Annotated in this window: 14 protein-coding genes; 8 read left to right on the top strand and 6 right to left on the bottom strand. The window is 66.3% G+C overall.

Features of this window, described 5'->3' with window-relative positions:
* Window positions 1-27: 27 nt before the first annotated feature.
* The 6 genes from B2X67_RS00725 to B2X67_RS00750 are packed head-to-tail and all read right to left on the bottom strand — an operon-like array spanning window position 28 to window position 4,413.
* Window positions 28-591, bottom strand: a complete 564-nt coding sequence (locus tag B2X67_RS00725) for a hypothetical protein (RefSeq protein ID WP_286784301.1) — start codon at window positions 589-591, stop codon at window positions 28-30.
* Window positions 588-1,700, bottom strand: a complete 1,113-nt coding sequence (locus B2X67_RS00730; RefSeq protein WP_286784302.1) for a beta-ketoacyl synthase N-terminal-like domain-containing protein — start codon at window positions 1,698-1,700, stop codon at window positions 588-590. The genes B2X67_RS00725 and B2X67_RS00730 overlap by 4 nt, the downstream gene beginning before the upstream one ends.
* Complete coding sequence (locus B2X67_RS00735) at window positions 1,697-1,963, bottom strand: acyl carrier protein (protein ID WP_090225617.1); 267 nt, start codon at window positions 1,961-1,963, stop codon at window positions 1,697-1,699. Before B2X67_RS00735 ends, B2X67_RS00730 begins: the two co-directional genes overlap by 4 nt.
* A complete protein-coding gene (locus B2X67_RS00740; RefSeq protein WP_286784303.1) occupies window positions 1,945-3,132 on the bottom strand; it encodes an ABC transporter permease in 1,188 nt (395 codons plus the stop codon). The genes B2X67_RS00735 and B2X67_RS00740 overlap by 19 nt, the downstream gene beginning before the upstream one ends.
* On the bottom strand, window positions 3,129-4,013 hold the full coding sequence (locus B2X67_RS00745) for an ABC transporter ATP-binding protein (RefSeq protein ID WP_286784304.1): 885 nt from the start codon (window positions 4,011-4,013) through the stop codon (window positions 3,129-3,131). Before B2X67_RS00745 ends, B2X67_RS00740 begins: the two co-directional genes overlap by 4 nt.
* Window positions 4,006-4,413 (bottom strand): beta-hydroxyacyl-ACP dehydratase, encoded by a 408-nt coding sequence (locus B2X67_RS00750; protein ID WP_090225622.1) that lies wholly within the window; start codon window positions 4,411-4,413, stop codon window positions 4,006-4,008. Before B2X67_RS00750 ends, B2X67_RS00745 begins: the two co-directional genes overlap by 8 nt.
* Window positions 4,414-4,510: 97 nt before the next feature.
* Between B2X67_RS00750 and B2X67_RS00755 the strand changes: the two genes are divergently transcribed.
* From B2X67_RS00755 to mdoH, 8 genes are all read left to right on the top strand, one after another.
* Window positions 4,511-5,068: a methyltransferase family protein gene (locus B2X67_RS00755; protein WP_282341050.1), complete on the top strand. Its 558-nt coding sequence runs from the start codon at window positions 4,511-4,513 to the stop codon at window positions 5,066-5,068.
* 139 nt (window positions 5,069-5,207) lie between these two features.
* Window positions 5,208-6,173: a prolyl aminopeptidase gene (pip, locus tag B2X67_RS00760; protein ID WP_282341052.1), complete on the top strand. Its 966-nt coding sequence runs from the start codon at window positions 5,208-5,210 to the stop codon at window positions 6,171-6,173.
* Entirely contained in the window at window positions 6,170-6,607 is a 438-nt protein-coding gene (gene dtd / locus B2X67_RS00765) for a D-aminoacyl-tRNA deacylase (protein WP_286784305.1), read from the top strand. Before pip ends, dtd begins: the two co-directional genes overlap by 4 nt.
* Before the next feature lie 138 nt (window positions 6,608-6,745).
* Complete coding sequence (locus tag B2X67_RS00770) at window positions 6,746-7,537, top strand: transporter substrate-binding domain-containing protein (protein WP_090225625.1); 792 nt, start codon at window positions 6,746-6,748, stop codon at window positions 7,535-7,537.
* Between the two features lie 81 nt (window positions 7,538-7,618).
* Window positions 7,619-8,581, top strand: coding sequence for an amino acid ABC transporter permease (locus B2X67_RS00775; RefSeq protein ID WP_286784306.1), 963 nt, complete (start codon window positions 7,619-7,621; stop codon window positions 8,579-8,581).
* Window positions 8,574-9,308 carry an amino acid ABC transporter ATP-binding protein gene (locus tag B2X67_RS00780; RefSeq protein ID WP_282341059.1) on the top strand — a complete coding sequence of 245 codons (735 nt, stop codon included), beginning with the start codon at window positions 8,574-8,576 and terminating at the stop codon, window positions 9,306-9,308. The genes B2X67_RS00775 and B2X67_RS00780 overlap by 8 nt, the downstream gene beginning before the upstream one ends.
* Window positions 9,309-9,650: 342 nt before the next feature.
* Complete coding sequence (locus B2X67_RS00785) at window positions 9,651-11,180, top strand: glucan biosynthesis protein G (RefSeq protein ID WP_282341061.1); 1,530 nt, start codon at window positions 9,651-9,653, stop codon at window positions 11,178-11,180.
* Complete coding sequence (gene mdoH / locus B2X67_RS00790) at window positions 11,173-13,740, top strand: glucans biosynthesis glucosyltransferase MdoH (RefSeq protein WP_286784307.1); 2,568 nt, start codon at window positions 11,173-11,175, stop codon at window positions 13,738-13,740. The genes B2X67_RS00785 and mdoH overlap by 8 nt, the downstream gene beginning before the upstream one ends.
* Window positions 13,741-13,752: the final 12 nt, after the last annotated feature.

A 13,752-nucleotide genomic window follows, 5' to 3' on the forward strand; every position in this document is an offset into this window, starting at 1 on the left:
GAGAGGGCGGGGGGAGAGGGCGGCGGTTCAGGTGGCGCCGAGCGCGAGGCGTCGCACCTCGACACCCGCAGCCAGCGCTTCGAAGCTATCGGCGGCCGGAACATCGCGCCCCTCCAGCAACACCCCCTGCACACAAAAATCCCCCCGATCGTCCACGACCAAGAGCAGCGCCTGGCTGACCACCCCATCCTGCAAATCCAGCCGCGCCAGATTCGACAGCTGCGACCACACCTTCGCCCCTGCGCCGATGAACAGGTTCGGTCCTTCCAGCCCCAGCTGCTGCGCCACATGAAAGCCGGCGGCATTGCTGACGCTGTTGACGAACTCGAAAGGCTTGGGCTGCTTGTGCTGCACGCACACCGCTTCCAGCAGGGCGATCATGGTCGGTCGAGCGGGGTGGTGGGAGGCGAGGTACAGGCCGCAGTCGCTGCGGATGTCTGCCTTGATCAACGCACCGCCCAGCAGCGCCTGAAAGATCAGCCTGTCGATGCGCCGCGGCGGGTTGCTCAGGTGCTGGCTCAGCGCGGCTTTCAGGTCCTTGTCGCCGGTCGTGGCCAGGCCATGGATTTTACTGGCGGCGATGACCGTCATTGCTCACCCCCGCAGCCTTGCAGCACCAGGCTGGCGTTGTTGCCGCCAAAACCGAAGAAGTTGGCCAGCACCAGGGCGTCATCGGCCAGCTGAAGGGGCTGGCCGCTCAGCGGCAGGCTGGCCTCGGTGGCGTAGTCCAGCCCAGGCAGAGGCCCCTGTTGCAGGGCGTGCATCAGCAGCAGGGTTTCGCTCAGGCCGCAGGCGCCGAGGGTGTGGCCGAGCCAGGGTTTGAGCACGCACAGCGCCGGCATGCGCTCGGGATAGAGGCTGAGCATGCCGTTGGTTTCGGCGTGGTCGTTGGCCTGGGTGGCGGTGCCGTGCAGCTTGATCAGGGCGATATCGCCGGCATCGCGCCCGGCACTGGCCAGGGCCTTTCGCATCACCCAGTCGATATGGCTGCCGTCTTCGCGGGTGGTGGTCAGGCTGGTGGTGTCGCAGGCGCTGAAGCCGCCGAGCAGGCGGGCCAGCGGCGCGCTGCCGGGTTCCAGCCCGAGCAGGGCGGCGCAGTAGGTTTCGCCGAGCACCAGGCCGTCGCGCTCGGGGTGAAACGGCCGGTACCGGCCGCTGGGGCTGAGCAGGTTGAGGGCGCCGAAGCCCTGCATGGCCACGGCACTCGGCGTTTCGAAGGCCAGTACCAGCACATGGGTAAACAGACCGGCGGCCAACTGGCGGGCGCCATACAGCAGGCCATTGGCGGCGCTCGTGCAGGCGGTGTTCAGGGTGTAAGCCTCGGCGAACCCCCAGCGCTCGCGCAGCTGCCCGGCAAGCCGATCCAGCGAGGTGGAGTCGCTTGGCACGAACCCGCCGCGCTCCGCCGCCAGGGTTTCCAGCTCGACGATATCCAGCGCGGTGCTGGCGACAATCAGCAGGCAGTCGTCCAGCACGCCGCAATCGGCCCCGAGGGTTTCGCCCAGCAGACGATCCAGGCGTTGGTCGAGGCTTTCCTCGCTCGCCGGCACATTCAGGTAGGTACGCGGCTCCTGTACGTCATGCAGCACGAACTCACGGCCAGTCGCCCGCTGACCTTCACGCAGGGCCCGGCTGGCGGTGGCAAGGTCGTCTCCCAGCGCACAGTGCAGGGCGCCGCGCAGCAGGTAGACCGGCGTCACTGCTGCTGCCTGATGAAGGCGGCGATGCTGGCGATGCTGTTGAGGATGCGCCGGCCGTCCTTGGCGCCTTCGATGCGCACGTTGTAGTGCTGCTGGAGGGCCAGCGAGACCTGCAGGGCGTCGAGGCTGTCCATCTGCACCCGGCTTTTCTGGCCGAACAGCGGCTCGTCATCGGTGATGCTCTGCCAGTCGATGTCGTCTTCCTTGTCGCATTCGACGATCAGCAGACGTTTGAGCTGTTCTTCTAGTTGTGTGTTGTCCATTGCGTTTGCTGCACTCGTTTACGGAACAGGAACAACCCGCCAGCGCCCAGCACCAGGGCGAAGAGCAGCAGGCGCGCGCAGTAGGGGGCGACGTCGGCCAGCGAGCCGTGGCCCACCAGCAGGGTCAGGAAGGCGTCCAGCGCCCAGCTCATCGGCGAAAGCTCGGCCAGCCGGGCCATCGCGGCGGGCATCACGCTCTTCGGGACCATGATCCCGCCGAGCGCGGCGATGATTATATTCAGCCCGCCGCCGAGCAACAGCGCCTGCTCGGCGCTGCGCGCCAGGGCTGCGAGCAGCAGGCCGAGGCTGCCGGTGGCGAGGCCGATGCTCAGCGCCAGCGCTGCATAGGCCAGCGGGCTGCCGGGCAGGCTCAGCGCGGGCAGGCCGAGCAGCGGCAGCCCATAGTGGCCGAGGGCGAGAAGCAGGGCGAATTGCAACAGGTTGATCGCCAGGTAGGGCAGCAGTTTGCTCAGGGCCAGCGTGGCGAGGCTCAGGCCGAGGCCGCGAAAGCGCAGCAGGGTGCCACTCGCCTGTTCGCGCTGGAATCCGCCCGCCATCGGCAGCACCACGAAGAACATGCCGAAGATCAGCCAGGCCGGCACGCTCAGCTGGGTGGCGTTGGCGCGGCCGCTGAGCTCGCCGCTGAGCAACTGGTCCTGTTCCTCGATCGTGCTCTGCGTGCGCTCCTGAACCAGTTGCAGGCGCTGCGTCGGCGTGAGGTCGCCGTCCAGCGCGCCGCTGTCCTGCAGGTAGGCGAGCAGGCGGGTCTGCGCCAAGGCGATGGTCACCGCGCCGCGCACGCGCTGGCGCGACAGGCTGTCGACCCGCGCCGGGAAACTCAGCGTCGGCCCCTGGTGCGGCGTATCGAGCAATGTGCTGTCGAAGTCCGCCGGGAGGATCACCCGGCTCAGCGCCTCGGGGCTGTCGGCGAGCAGGCGGCTGTCGGGCAGCTGCGCCTGCAGGGCGTCGGCGAAGAAGCGGCTCGAGTCGCTGACCTGCGGCGCTTCCAGCACCAGGCTGAGCGGCGGCGGGCGGTCCTGCAGGTAGCTGGACATGGCGAAGGCCATCAGCAGCAGGAACAGCGCCGGCATGATGAACAGCACCGCAAGCGCATGCGGATCGCGGGCCAGCAGCAGCCCTTCCTTGCGGACCAGGGCGCGCAGTCTCACAGCCTTCCTCCGTTGAGGCGCAGGTACAGTTGCTCGAGCGACGGGCGACCGAAGCGCAGCAGGCTGGGCAACTCGTCCTGCCTGGCGATGAAGTCGCTGATGGCCTGGAGCTGATGGCCGTCCAGCGCGGCGATGCGGATTCCGTTGGGGATCGTCTCCGCCGTCAGTTGCAACCCGGCCAGCAGCTCATCCAGGCCGGGCGGAGCCTGTCGGGGCCACTCCAGCAACAGGCCGTGTTCATCGCCGAGCAACTCCCGCTTGTCCACATCGAGGCGCACGCGGCCTTCGTGCAGCAGGAAGATGCGTTGCGCCACGCGCTCGACTTCCTCGAGGTAGTGACTGGTGTAGATCACCGCCTTGCCGCTGGCGGTGAGAGCCTCCACGGCGCCCAGGAGCAACTGGCGGCTGCGCGCGTCGACGCCCACGGTGGCCTCGTCGAAGAGGTACAGCGCGGCCGGTTGCAGCAGTCCGATGGCGAAGTTCAGGCGGCGCTGCTCGCCGCCGGAGAGTCGCTCGGCGCGGCGCGACAGCTTGTCTTCCAGCGCCGTGCTGGCGATGCAGCGTTCCATCAGGTCGCGGCGTTCGGCGCCGCGCAGGCGGTAGAGGTCAGCGAACAGCTCGAGGTTCTCGCGCACCTTCAGGCCGGCGTAGAACGCCAGTTGCTGCGGCACCAGGGCCAGGCGACGCGGGCCGCGCCAGCGGATCTCGCCCTGTTGCGGCTGCAGCACGCCGCTGATCAGCGAGAGCAGGGTGGTCTTGCCGGCGCCGTTGCTGCCGAGCAGCCCCAGGCATTGGCCCGGTTCCAGCTGCAGGTGGATGTTCTCCAGCGCCGCCGACTCGGCGCCCGGATAGCGAAAACCGAGCCCTTCCAGTTCAAGCATGGACCAGCACCAGCAGCAGTTTGCCGTCCAGCAGCAGGCGCCCCTCGGCATGCACGGCGAAGGCGTACAGCGCACCGGCCGGGCTCAGGGCCTCCTGCGTCGCGCTGACCTGCAGGGCTCCGTCGCGGCGTTGCGGTTCGTGATGCAGGAGGAGGTGCGAGAGCTTGCCGACCAGCGCCATCTCGATGGAATCGTCGGCGCCATATAGGGCACCATGCGCCGCACACAGCTGCGCGGCGGCTTCGAACAGCAGGCAGGGCGAGGCCTCTTCGCCGAACGCAGCGAGGTGATGCCAGGCGGTGAGGCCGATGATGCGCGCGGGGTCGTGCTCGATCAGGCGATCCAGCCAGAGGGCTTCACCCTGATGCGGCAGCAGCGTGTGCAGTTGATCGCGGTCCATTGCTTGCGGTCGCAGCGAAGGGGCTGGCAGTGTAACAGAGGGGGCGGCGGCCGCGTGGTGTCGGGCCCGGACGATCAGGGCGGGAGAAGGAATAGGGATGATGTGGCAGCAATGGTTGGGATTCCTGCTGGGAAGCCTGGTTCTGACAGGCGTCTCGTGGCAGGCCCTGCGCCGGCCGAACTCGCATGGGTTCTACCGTTTCTTCGCCTGGGAGGCGATGCTCGCGCTGTTCGTGGTGAACGCGCCGGTGTGGTTCGAGGACCGCTTCGCGCTGCATCAGAAGGTGTCCTGGGTTTTGCTGTTCGGCTCGCTGGCGGTGCTGTTCCTCGGCCTCTACCAACTGCTGCGTTACGGTCGGCCGAACCGCGGCCGGCGCACCGACGCCGAACTGTTCGACTTCGAGCGAACCTCGCAACTGGTGACCGGCGGGATCTACCGCTTCATCCGGCATCCGCTGTACTGCTCCCTTTTGCTGCTGACCTGGGGCATCTGCTGCAAGCAGATCGGTCCGCTGACGCTGCTTCTGGCCGGCGTCGCCAGCGTGCTGCTGCATCGGGCGGCGCGATGCGACGAGAGCGAATGCCTGGCCTATTTCGGCGAGGCCTACCGCCTCTACATGCAGCGCAGCCGGATGTTCATTCCCTACGTTTTCTGATGGCTGGATGGCGTGGATCGCGGTCGGCAGATAAATGAACCGACGGTCATCCCGAGTTCGGCCATTCATGGTTATGATGCCCGCCAAGACAGCACAGCAGTACCCGCCGGGGTCCTTCGTCAACTACGGGAGCGCAGCAATGGAAACGTTGTATCCGGAGATCAAACCTTTCGCGCGCCATGAGCTGGCGGTGGATGACACGCACCAGCTCTATGTCGACGAAAGCGGCTCGCCGGATGGTTTGCCGGTGCTCTTCGTGCACGGCGGGCCGGGCGCCGGTTGCGATTCGCTGTCGCGGCGCTTCTTCGATCCGCGGCTGTACCGCATCGTCACCTTCGACCAGCGCGGCTGCGGGCGCTCGACGCCGCATGCGAGCCTGGAGAACAACACCACCTGGGACCTCGTGGCCGACATGGAGCGCATCCGTGAGCACCTGGGCATCGACAAGTGGGTGCTGTTCGGCGGTTCCTGGGGCTCGACGCTGTCGCTGGCCTACGCGCAAACCCACGCCGAGCGCGTGCACGCGCTGATCCTGCGCGGGATATTCCTCTGCCGGCCGCAGGAGATTTCCTGGTTCTACCAGGAAGGCGCCAGCCGGCTGTTCCCCGATTACTGGCAGGATTACCTGGCGCCGATCCCGCAGGAAGAGCGCGGCGACCTGGTCCAGGCGTTTTACAAACGCCTCACCGGCAGCGACCAGATCGCCCAGATGGGTGCGGCCAAGGCCTGGGCCTGCTGGGAAGGGCGCACCCTGACGCTGCGACCCAACCCGCAGACGGTCGAGCGTTTCCACGAACGCGCGCTGTCCATCGCCCGGATCGAGTGTCACTACTTCGTCAACGACGCCTACCTCGAGCCCAACCAGCTACTGCGCGACATGCCGAAGATCGCCCACCTGCCGGGCGTCATCGTGCACGGCCGCTACGATGTGGTGACGCCGCTGGACAACGCCTGGGAGTTGCACCAGGCCTGGCCGAACAGCGAACTGCAGATCGTCCGCGAAGCCGGCCACGCGGCCTCCGAGCCGGGCATCATCGATGCGCTGGTGCGTGCCACCAACGAAATGGCCCGGCGCCTGCTCGATCTGCCTCTGGAAGAGGCGTGAAGGCACTGTTGCAGCGCGTGCGTGGTGCACGCGTCGAGGTGCAGGGCGAAACCGTCGGCGCGATCGACCAGGGCCTGCTGGCGCTGATTGGCGTCGAAAAGCACGATGATGCGGCCAGCGCCGAGCGCCTGCTGCACAAGCTGCTCAACTACCGCGTGTTCTCCGACCCCGACGGGAAGATGAACCTGTCGCTGAGCGACGTCGGCGGCGGCCTGCTGCTGGTGTCCCAGTTCACCCTGGTCGCCGACACCCGCAGCGGCCTGCGCCCGAGCTTCTCCAGCGCGGCGCCGCCGGAGCAGGGGCGTGCGCTGTTCGAGCATCTGCTGGCGCAGGCCGGCGCACGGCATCCGCGTGTCGCCAGCGGCCGCTTCGGCGCCGACATGCAGGTGCATCTGGTCAACGACGGGCCAGTGACTTTCCTGCTCGAAAGCTGATCTGTCGCACGACGATTGGCTCCTTTCTTGCCTCATCCTGGCTCGCCTTGGGCGGCGCCTGCGGTTAGCATGCGCCGCCAGCGAGCGGTCGGTCCGCTCGGCGAGCTTCCATGGAAATTGCCCCCTTCTGGAGATGAAATGAAACGATTTCTCGCGTCATTGCTGTTATCCGCCTGCGCCCTGAGCGGCCTGGCCCACGCCGGCATGGTCGACGATGTGGTCAAGCGCGGCACCCTGCGCGTCGGCATGGACCCGACCTACATGCCCTTCGAAATGACCAATAAACGGGGCGAGATCATCGGCTTCGAAGTCGACCTGCTCAAGGCGATGGCGAAGGCCATGGGCGTCAAGCTTGAACTGGTTTCCACCGGCTACGACGGCATCATCCCGGCGCTGCTGACCGACAAGTTCGACATGATCGGTTCGGGCATGACCCTGACCCAGGAACGCAACCTGCGGATCAACTTCTCCGAACCCTTCATCGTGGTCGGGCAGACCCTGCTGATCCGCAAGGAACTGGCCAACGACGTGAAGTCGTACAAGGACCTCAACGATCCGAAGTACCGCATCACCTCGAAGATCGGCACCACCGGCGAAATGGTCGCCAAGAAGCTGATCGCCCAGGCCAAGTACAACGGCTTCGACAACGAGCAGGAAGCGGTGATGGACGTGGTCAACGGCAAGGCCGATGCCTTCATCTATGACGCCCCGTACAACGTCGTCGCGGTCACCAAGGCCGGCGCCGGCAAGCTGCTGTTCATCGAAGAGCCCTTCACCTACGAGCCGCTGGCGTTCGGTCTGAAGAAAGGCGACTACGACAGCCTCAACTGGATCAACAACTTCCTGGCCCAGGCCAAGAAGGACGGCACCTACGATCGCATCCATGCCAAGTGGTTCAAGAACACCGACTGGCTCAAGGATATGGAATAAGTAAGAGTCGCCGAGGGCCGCCCGCGCGGTCCTCGGCGCTTTTACGATGTGTCCGCCTCCACGTTGTACCCGAGATATCCCGTGACCAAGAAGAAACGTCCCCTCTGGCCCTGGCACCTGCTGACCGTTCTGATCCTGGTCGGGCTGGCCGCCGGTATCTGGTATTCCACCTCGCTGATTTCCTACGAGTGGCGCTGGAACCGTGTGCCGCAGTATTTCGCTTATCAGGCCGAGGACGCGCAGCGCGCTGCCGACTTCGGCCGTGTCGAGTCCGTCGTCGAAGACGGCGACCGAGCCCGTGTCACCCTGGCCACCGAGAGTGGCAAGCAGCAGGTCGTCGAAGTCGCCCGCAACAGCCTGCTGGTCGCCGAAGGCGATGACGTCAGCGAAGGCGACAGCCTGGGCGTGAACCGTCACTGGGCTGCCGGTCCGCTGCTCTGGGGGTTGTGGACCACGCTGTGGATTTCCGTCGCCGCCGGCGCCGCCGGGCTGGTCATCGGCCTGTTCACCGGCCTGTGCAGGCTGTCGCCGAACCCGACCCTGCGCGATCTTTCCAGCGTCTATGTCGAACTGGTGCGCGGCACGCCGCTGCTGGTGCAGATCTTCATCTTCTATTTCTTCATCGGCACCGTGCTCAACCTGTCCCGCGAGTTCGCCGGGGTGGCGGCACTGGCGCTGTTCACCGGCGCCTACGTCGCCGAGATCGTTCGCGCCGGGGTGCAGTCGATCGCCCGCGGGCAGACCGAGGCGGCGCGCTCGCTGGGCCTCAACGCTCCCCAGGCGATGCGCCACGTCATCCTGCCGCAGGCCTTCAAGCGCGTGCTGCCACCGCTGGCCGGGCAGTTCATCAGCCTGGTCAAGGACACCTCGCTGGTCTCGGTGATCGCCATCACCGAACTGACCAAGAGCGGCCGGGAGGCGATCACCACCTCGTTCTCGACCTTCGAGATCTGGTTCTGCGTCGCCGCGCTGTATCTGGTGATCAACCTGCCGTTGTCACAAATCGCCAACAAGCTGGAGCGGAGGCTCGCGCAAAGTGATTGAAGTACGCGACCTGACCAAGGTGTTCGACACCCGCGGCCACGTGGTGCGCGCGGTCGACGATGTATCCACCGATGTGGCCAAGGGCGAGGTGCTGGTGGTGATCGGCCCGTCCGGCTCCGGCAAGTCGACCTTCCTGCGCTGCCTCAACGGGCTGGAGGACATCGATTCCGGTTCGGTGAGCATCGACGGGCTCGACCTGGCCAACCCGAAGACCGACATCAACGCCTATCGCCGGGAAGTCGGCATGGTGTTCCAGCATTTCAACCTGTTCCCGCACATGACCGTGCTGGAGAACCTCTGCCTGGCGCAGAAGGTGGTGCGCAAGCGCGGCAAGGCCGAGCGCGAAGACAAGGCGCGGGCGTTGCTGGAGAAAGTGGGCATCGGGCAGAAGGTCAACGAATACCCGTCGCGCCTCTCCGGCGGCCAGCAGCAGCGCGTGGCGATCGCCCGGGCGCTGTGCATGGACCCGAAGGTGATGCTGTTCGACGAGCCGACCTCGGCACTCGACCCGGAAATGGTCGGCGAGGTGCTGGACGTGATGAAGACCCTGGCGCTGGAAGGCATGACGATGGTCTGCGTGACCCACGAGATGGGCTTCGCCCGCGAAGTGGCGGACCGGGTGCTGTTCTTCGATCACGGCAAGCTGCTCGAAGACACCGCTCCGGCGGAGTTTTTCGCCCATCCGAAAGACCCGCGCGCGCAGGCGTTCCTGCGCCAAGTGCTGTAGGAAAGAGACTGCCGGTCACCCCCGGGAAGCGTCCTTACGTGGTCGCCTGCAGTTTTTTTTCATACGGCAACGCAGCGGGAAACCATCGATGCCACGCCATTGGCCTCAACGTCCGGTGATTAGCGGCGTGCAGCCGCTTGCCGAGCCCGTTCGTCGTCCCTCATCATTCACACCCCGAGAGGCTGCCCAGGGCGGCTTCGGGGAATCATTGCGTACTCACGCGGTCGTTTATGGGTCATCGCCGTCTAGCTTGCGGCTTATAGAAGCAATCTGACGAGTAAGGGGATTACGTTGGTCTCTCATTCCATTGCAGCAGCTTCCTGGCCCGAAAAGCTTCGCCCGATGCTGCTGGGTTTTGCCTTGTTTACCGCCTTCGGCGCCGCGCAGGTCCAGGCATTCAGCCTCGACGACGTTGGCACGGAAGCGAAGAATCTGGCCGACAAGGCCTACGAAGCACCGAAGAACAACCTGCCCAAGTCGCTGCGCGACCTCAAGTTCGCCGACTACCAGCAGATCCAGTACCGCTCCGACAAGCTGTTCTGGGCCGAGCGCGATACCCCCTTCAAGCTGAGCTTCTATCACCAGGGCATGCAGTTCGACACACCGGTGAAACTCAACGAAGTCACCGCCACCAGCGTCCATGAAATCCAGTACGACCCGAACAACTTCAGCTTCGGTTCGCTGCAGCTCGATCACAGCCCGGAAGCGCTGAAGGACCTGGGCTACGCCGGCTTCCGCGTGCTCTATCCGATCAACAAGGCGGACAAGCAGGATGAAGTGATGACCCTGCTCGGTGCCAGCTATTTCCGCGTGATCGGCAAGGGCCAGACCTACGGCCTGTCCGCGCGCGGCCTGGCCATCGACACCGCGCTGCCGTCCGGCGAAGAGTTTCCGCGCTTTCGCGAATTCTGGATCGAGCGTCCGAAGGCCGGTGACAAGCACCTGGTGATCTACGCGCTGCTGGACTCGCCGCGTGCCACCGGTGCCTATCGCTTCATCCTGCGTCCGGGCGACGACGCGGTGGTCGACGTGAAGTCGCGGGTCTACCTGCGCGACACCGTCAATCGCATCGGCCTGGCGCCGCTGACCTCGATGTACCTGTTCGGCTCGAACCAGCCATCCCCGCACCTCAACTACCGCCCGGAGCTGCACGACTCCGACGGCCTGGCGATCCACGCCGGTGACGGCGAGTGGCTATGGCGCCCGCTGAACAATCCGAAACACCTCGCCGTCAGCGCCTTCTCGGTCGAGAATCCCAAAGGCTTCGGCCTGCTCCAGCGCGGCCGCGAGTTCGCCCGCTTCGAGGACCTCGACGACCGCTACGACCTGCGTCCGAGTGCCTGGATCGAGCCCAAGGGCAACTGGGGCAAAGGCCAGGTGCAACTGGTGGAAATCCCCACGCCGGACGAGACCAACGACAACATCGTCGCCTTCTGGACCCCGGCGGAATTGCCCGCGAACGGCGAGCCGCTGGAACTGGACTATCGCCAGCACTGGACGCTGAACGAGCCGGCGCTGCATGCGCAGGACAGCGCCTGGGTCGCCCAGACCCGCCGCTCCACTGGCGACGTCAAGCAATCCAATCTGATCCGTCAGGCCGACGGCAGCATCGCCCTGCTGGTCGACTTCGTCGGCCCGGCGCTGGAAGCGCGCGCCGAGGGCGAGCCGCTGAGCAGCCAGGTCAGCGTCGGCGACAACGGCGAGCTGGTCGAGAACAGCCTGCGCTACAACGCGGTGACCAAGGGCCGGCGCCTGACCCTGCGCTTCAAGGTCAAGGACCCGACGCTGCCGGTGGAAATACGTGCCGCGCTGGTCGATGGCGAGCGCACCCTCAGCGAAACCTGGAGCTACCAGTTGCCCGCCGATGAATAAACCCCATGAAAGCGCCTCGCCCGTCGAGGCCTACCGGCACCATCTGGGACTGTCCGCCGAGGACGGTGATCTTGCCACTGCGGACGACATCGACGTGCTGCTCGGCGGGCTGGCCACGCGGGGACGCGTGAACGGCGCCACCGGCGAAGCCGCGCTGGACTCGGTCGGCCGTCGCCTGGAGCTGGCCTGGCCGGATCTGCGCAACAGCGATGTGATCGGCGTCGACGCCGGGCAGCGGGTCTGCCTCAAGGCGACTCCGCCGGTGCGGCGTACCCGCATGCTGCCCGAACCCTGGATGACCAACCCACTGGTGCGCGGCTGGCGCAAGCTGTTCGGCGCGCCGCCCAAGCGCCTGCGTCCGCCCGCCGAGGCCGACGAGTACGCGCACTGGCGCACCGTCGGTGCCTGGCGGCGGATGATCCTGCTGATCCTGATGCTGGCGCAGACCGTGGTCGCGACCTGGTACATGAAGCAGGTGCTGCCGTACCAGGGCTGGGGCATGGTCGATCTGCAGGAAGTCTTCCAGCAGGGCTGGCTCGCCTCGATCCGCCAGGTCCTGCCCTATGTCGTGCAGACCAGCATCCTGCTGCTCTTCGCGCTGCTCTGCTGCTGGGTCTCGGCAGGTTTCTGGACCGCGCTGATGGGCTTCCTGCAACTGCTCACCGGGCGCGACAAGTACAGCATCTCGGCCAGTTCCACCGGCGAGGAGCCGATCGACCCGCAGGCGCGTACCGCGCTGGTCATGCCGATCGCCAACGAGGACGTGCCGCGCGTCTTCGCCGGTCTTCGCGCGACCTACGAATCGCTGGCCGCCACCGGGCAGCTTGAGCACTTCGATTTCTTCGTGCTCAGCGACAGCAACCAGCCGGACGTTTGCGTCGCCGAGCAGAACGCCTGGCTCGAGTTGTGCCGCGAGGTGAAGGGCTTCGGCCACATCTTCTACCGCCGCCGGCGTCGCCGCGTGAAGCGCAAGAGCGGCAACATCGACGACTTCTGCCGCCGCTGGGGCAGCGACTATCGCTACATGGTGGTGCTCGACGCCGACAGCGTGATGAGTGGCGAATGCCTGGTGCGCCTGACCCAGCTGATGGAGGCCAATCCGCGCGCCGGGATCATCCAGACCGCGCCCAAGGCGTCCGGCATGGACACCCTCTATGCGCGCATGCAGCAGTACGCGACGCGCGTCTACGGCCCGCTGTTCACCGCCGGCCTGCATTTCTGGCAGCTCGGCGAGTCGCACTACTGGGGGCACAACGCGATCATCCGCATGAAGCCGTTCATCGAGCACTGCGCGCTGGCGCCGTTGCCGGGCAAAGGTGCCTTCGCCGGGGCGATCCTCTCCCACGACTTCGTCGAGGCCGCGCTGATGCGGCGTGCCGGCTGGGGCGTGTGGATCGCCTACGACCTGCCAGGCAGCTACGAGGAACTGCCGCCCAACCTGCTCGACGAGCTCAAGCGCGACCGTCGCTGGTGCCACGGCAACCTGATGAACTTCCGCCTGTTCCTGGTCAAGGGCATGCACCCGGTGCACCGCGCGGTGTTCCTCACCGGGGTGATGTCCTACCTGTCGGCGCCGCTGTGGTTCCTCTTCCTGGTACTCTCCACCGCGCTGCTGGCGATCCACCAGTTGCTCGAGCCGCAGTACTTCCTGCAGCCGGGCCAGCTGTTCCCGGTGTGGCCGCGCTGGCGTCCGGAGGAGGCCATTGCGCTGTTCTCCACCACGCTGCTGATGCTGTTCCTGCCCAAGCTGCTCAGTGTGATGCTGATCTGGTTCCAGGGCGCGCGGGAGTACGGCGGCAAGTTCAAGGTCACGGTGTCGATGCTGCTGGAGATGTTCTTCTCCATGCTGCTGGCGCCGGTGCGCATGCTCTACCACACGATCTTCGTGACGGCGGCATTCCTCGGCTGGTCAGTGCAGTGGAATTCGCCGCAGCGTGACGACGACGCCACGCCATGGAGCGAAGCGATCCGTCGCCACGGCATGCAGACGCTGCTCGGCGCCGCCTGGACCGCCCTGGTCGCCTGGCTGAACCCGCAGTTCCTCTGGTGGCTGTCGCCGATCGTGCTGTCGTTGATGCTGTCGATTCCGGTCTCGGTGCTTTCCAGCCGCTCGCGTCCGGGTATCGCCACGCGCCGCGCGAAGCTGTTCGTGATCCCCGAGGAGAGCAACACGCCGCGCGAACTGAGCGCCACCGACGAGTACACCCAGCTCAACCGCGACAACCAGTTGAAGGACGGCTTCCGCAAAGCGGTCGTCGATCCCTCGCTGAACGCGCTGGCCTGCGCGCTGGGAACCGCTCGCCATGGTCACAGCGAGATCATCGAGCGGCAGCGTCAGCAGCAGATCGAGCGCGCCCTCAGCGAAGGGCCGAAGGCCCTGGACGGTACGCGCAAGATGTTCCTGCTCAGCGACCCGGTCGCGCTGTCGCGCCTGCATGCGCAGGTCTGGCGCAACGGCGTGGCACCCTGGCTGGCCGGTTGGGAAAAACTCCCCGCCGCCTCGGCCAACCCGCCAGCGGGCACCCTCAAGGCCGACGGACTTCCCCAGCCCGCGGTCTGAATCCGAAGCAGC

Source organism: Pseudomonas sp. UBA3153 (assembly GCF_002364635.1).
Taxonomy (GTDB): domain Bacteria; phylum Pseudomonadota; class Gammaproteobacteria; order Pseudomonadales; family Pseudomonadaceae; genus Pseudomonas_O; species Pseudomonas_O kuykendallii.

Excerpts from the sequence above, each read along its gene's own strand:
- B2X67_RS00725 (WP_286784301.1), bottom strand. The coding sequence starts at position 591 with ATGACGGTCATCGCCGCCAGTAAAATCCATGGCCTGGCCACGACCGGC.
- B2X67_RS00735 (WP_090225617.1), bottom strand. The coding sequence starts at position 1,963 with ATGGACAACACACAACTAGAAGAACAGCTCAAACGTCTGCTGATCGTC.
- B2X67_RS00745 (WP_286784304.1), bottom strand. The coding sequence starts at position 4,013 with ATGCTTGAACTGGAAGGGCTCGGTTTTCGCTATCCGGGCGCCGAGTCG.
- B2X67_RS00750 (WP_090225622.1), bottom strand. The coding sequence starts at position 4,413 with ATGGACCGCGATCAACTGCACACGCTGCTGCCGCATCAGGGTGAAGCC.
- B2X67_RS00755 (WP_282341050.1), top strand. The coding sequence starts at position 4,511 with ATGATGTGGCAGCAATGGTTGGGATTCCTGCTGGGAAGCCTGGTTCTG.
- pip (WP_282341052.1), top strand. The coding sequence starts at position 5,208 with ATGGAAACGTTGTATCCGGAGATCAAACCTTTCGCGCGCCATGAGCTG.
- B2X67_RS00770 (WP_090225625.1), top strand. The coding sequence starts at position 6,746 with ATGAAACGATTTCTCGCGTCATTGCTGTTATCCGCCTGCGCCCTGAGC.
- B2X67_RS00785 (WP_282341061.1), top strand. The coding sequence starts at position 9,651 with ATGCTGCTGGGTTTTGCCTTGTTTACCGCCTTCGGCGCCGCGCAGGTC.
- mdoH (WP_286784307.1), top strand. The coding sequence starts at position 11,173 with ATGAATAAACCCCATGAAAGCGCCTCGCCCGTCGAGGCCTACCGGCAC.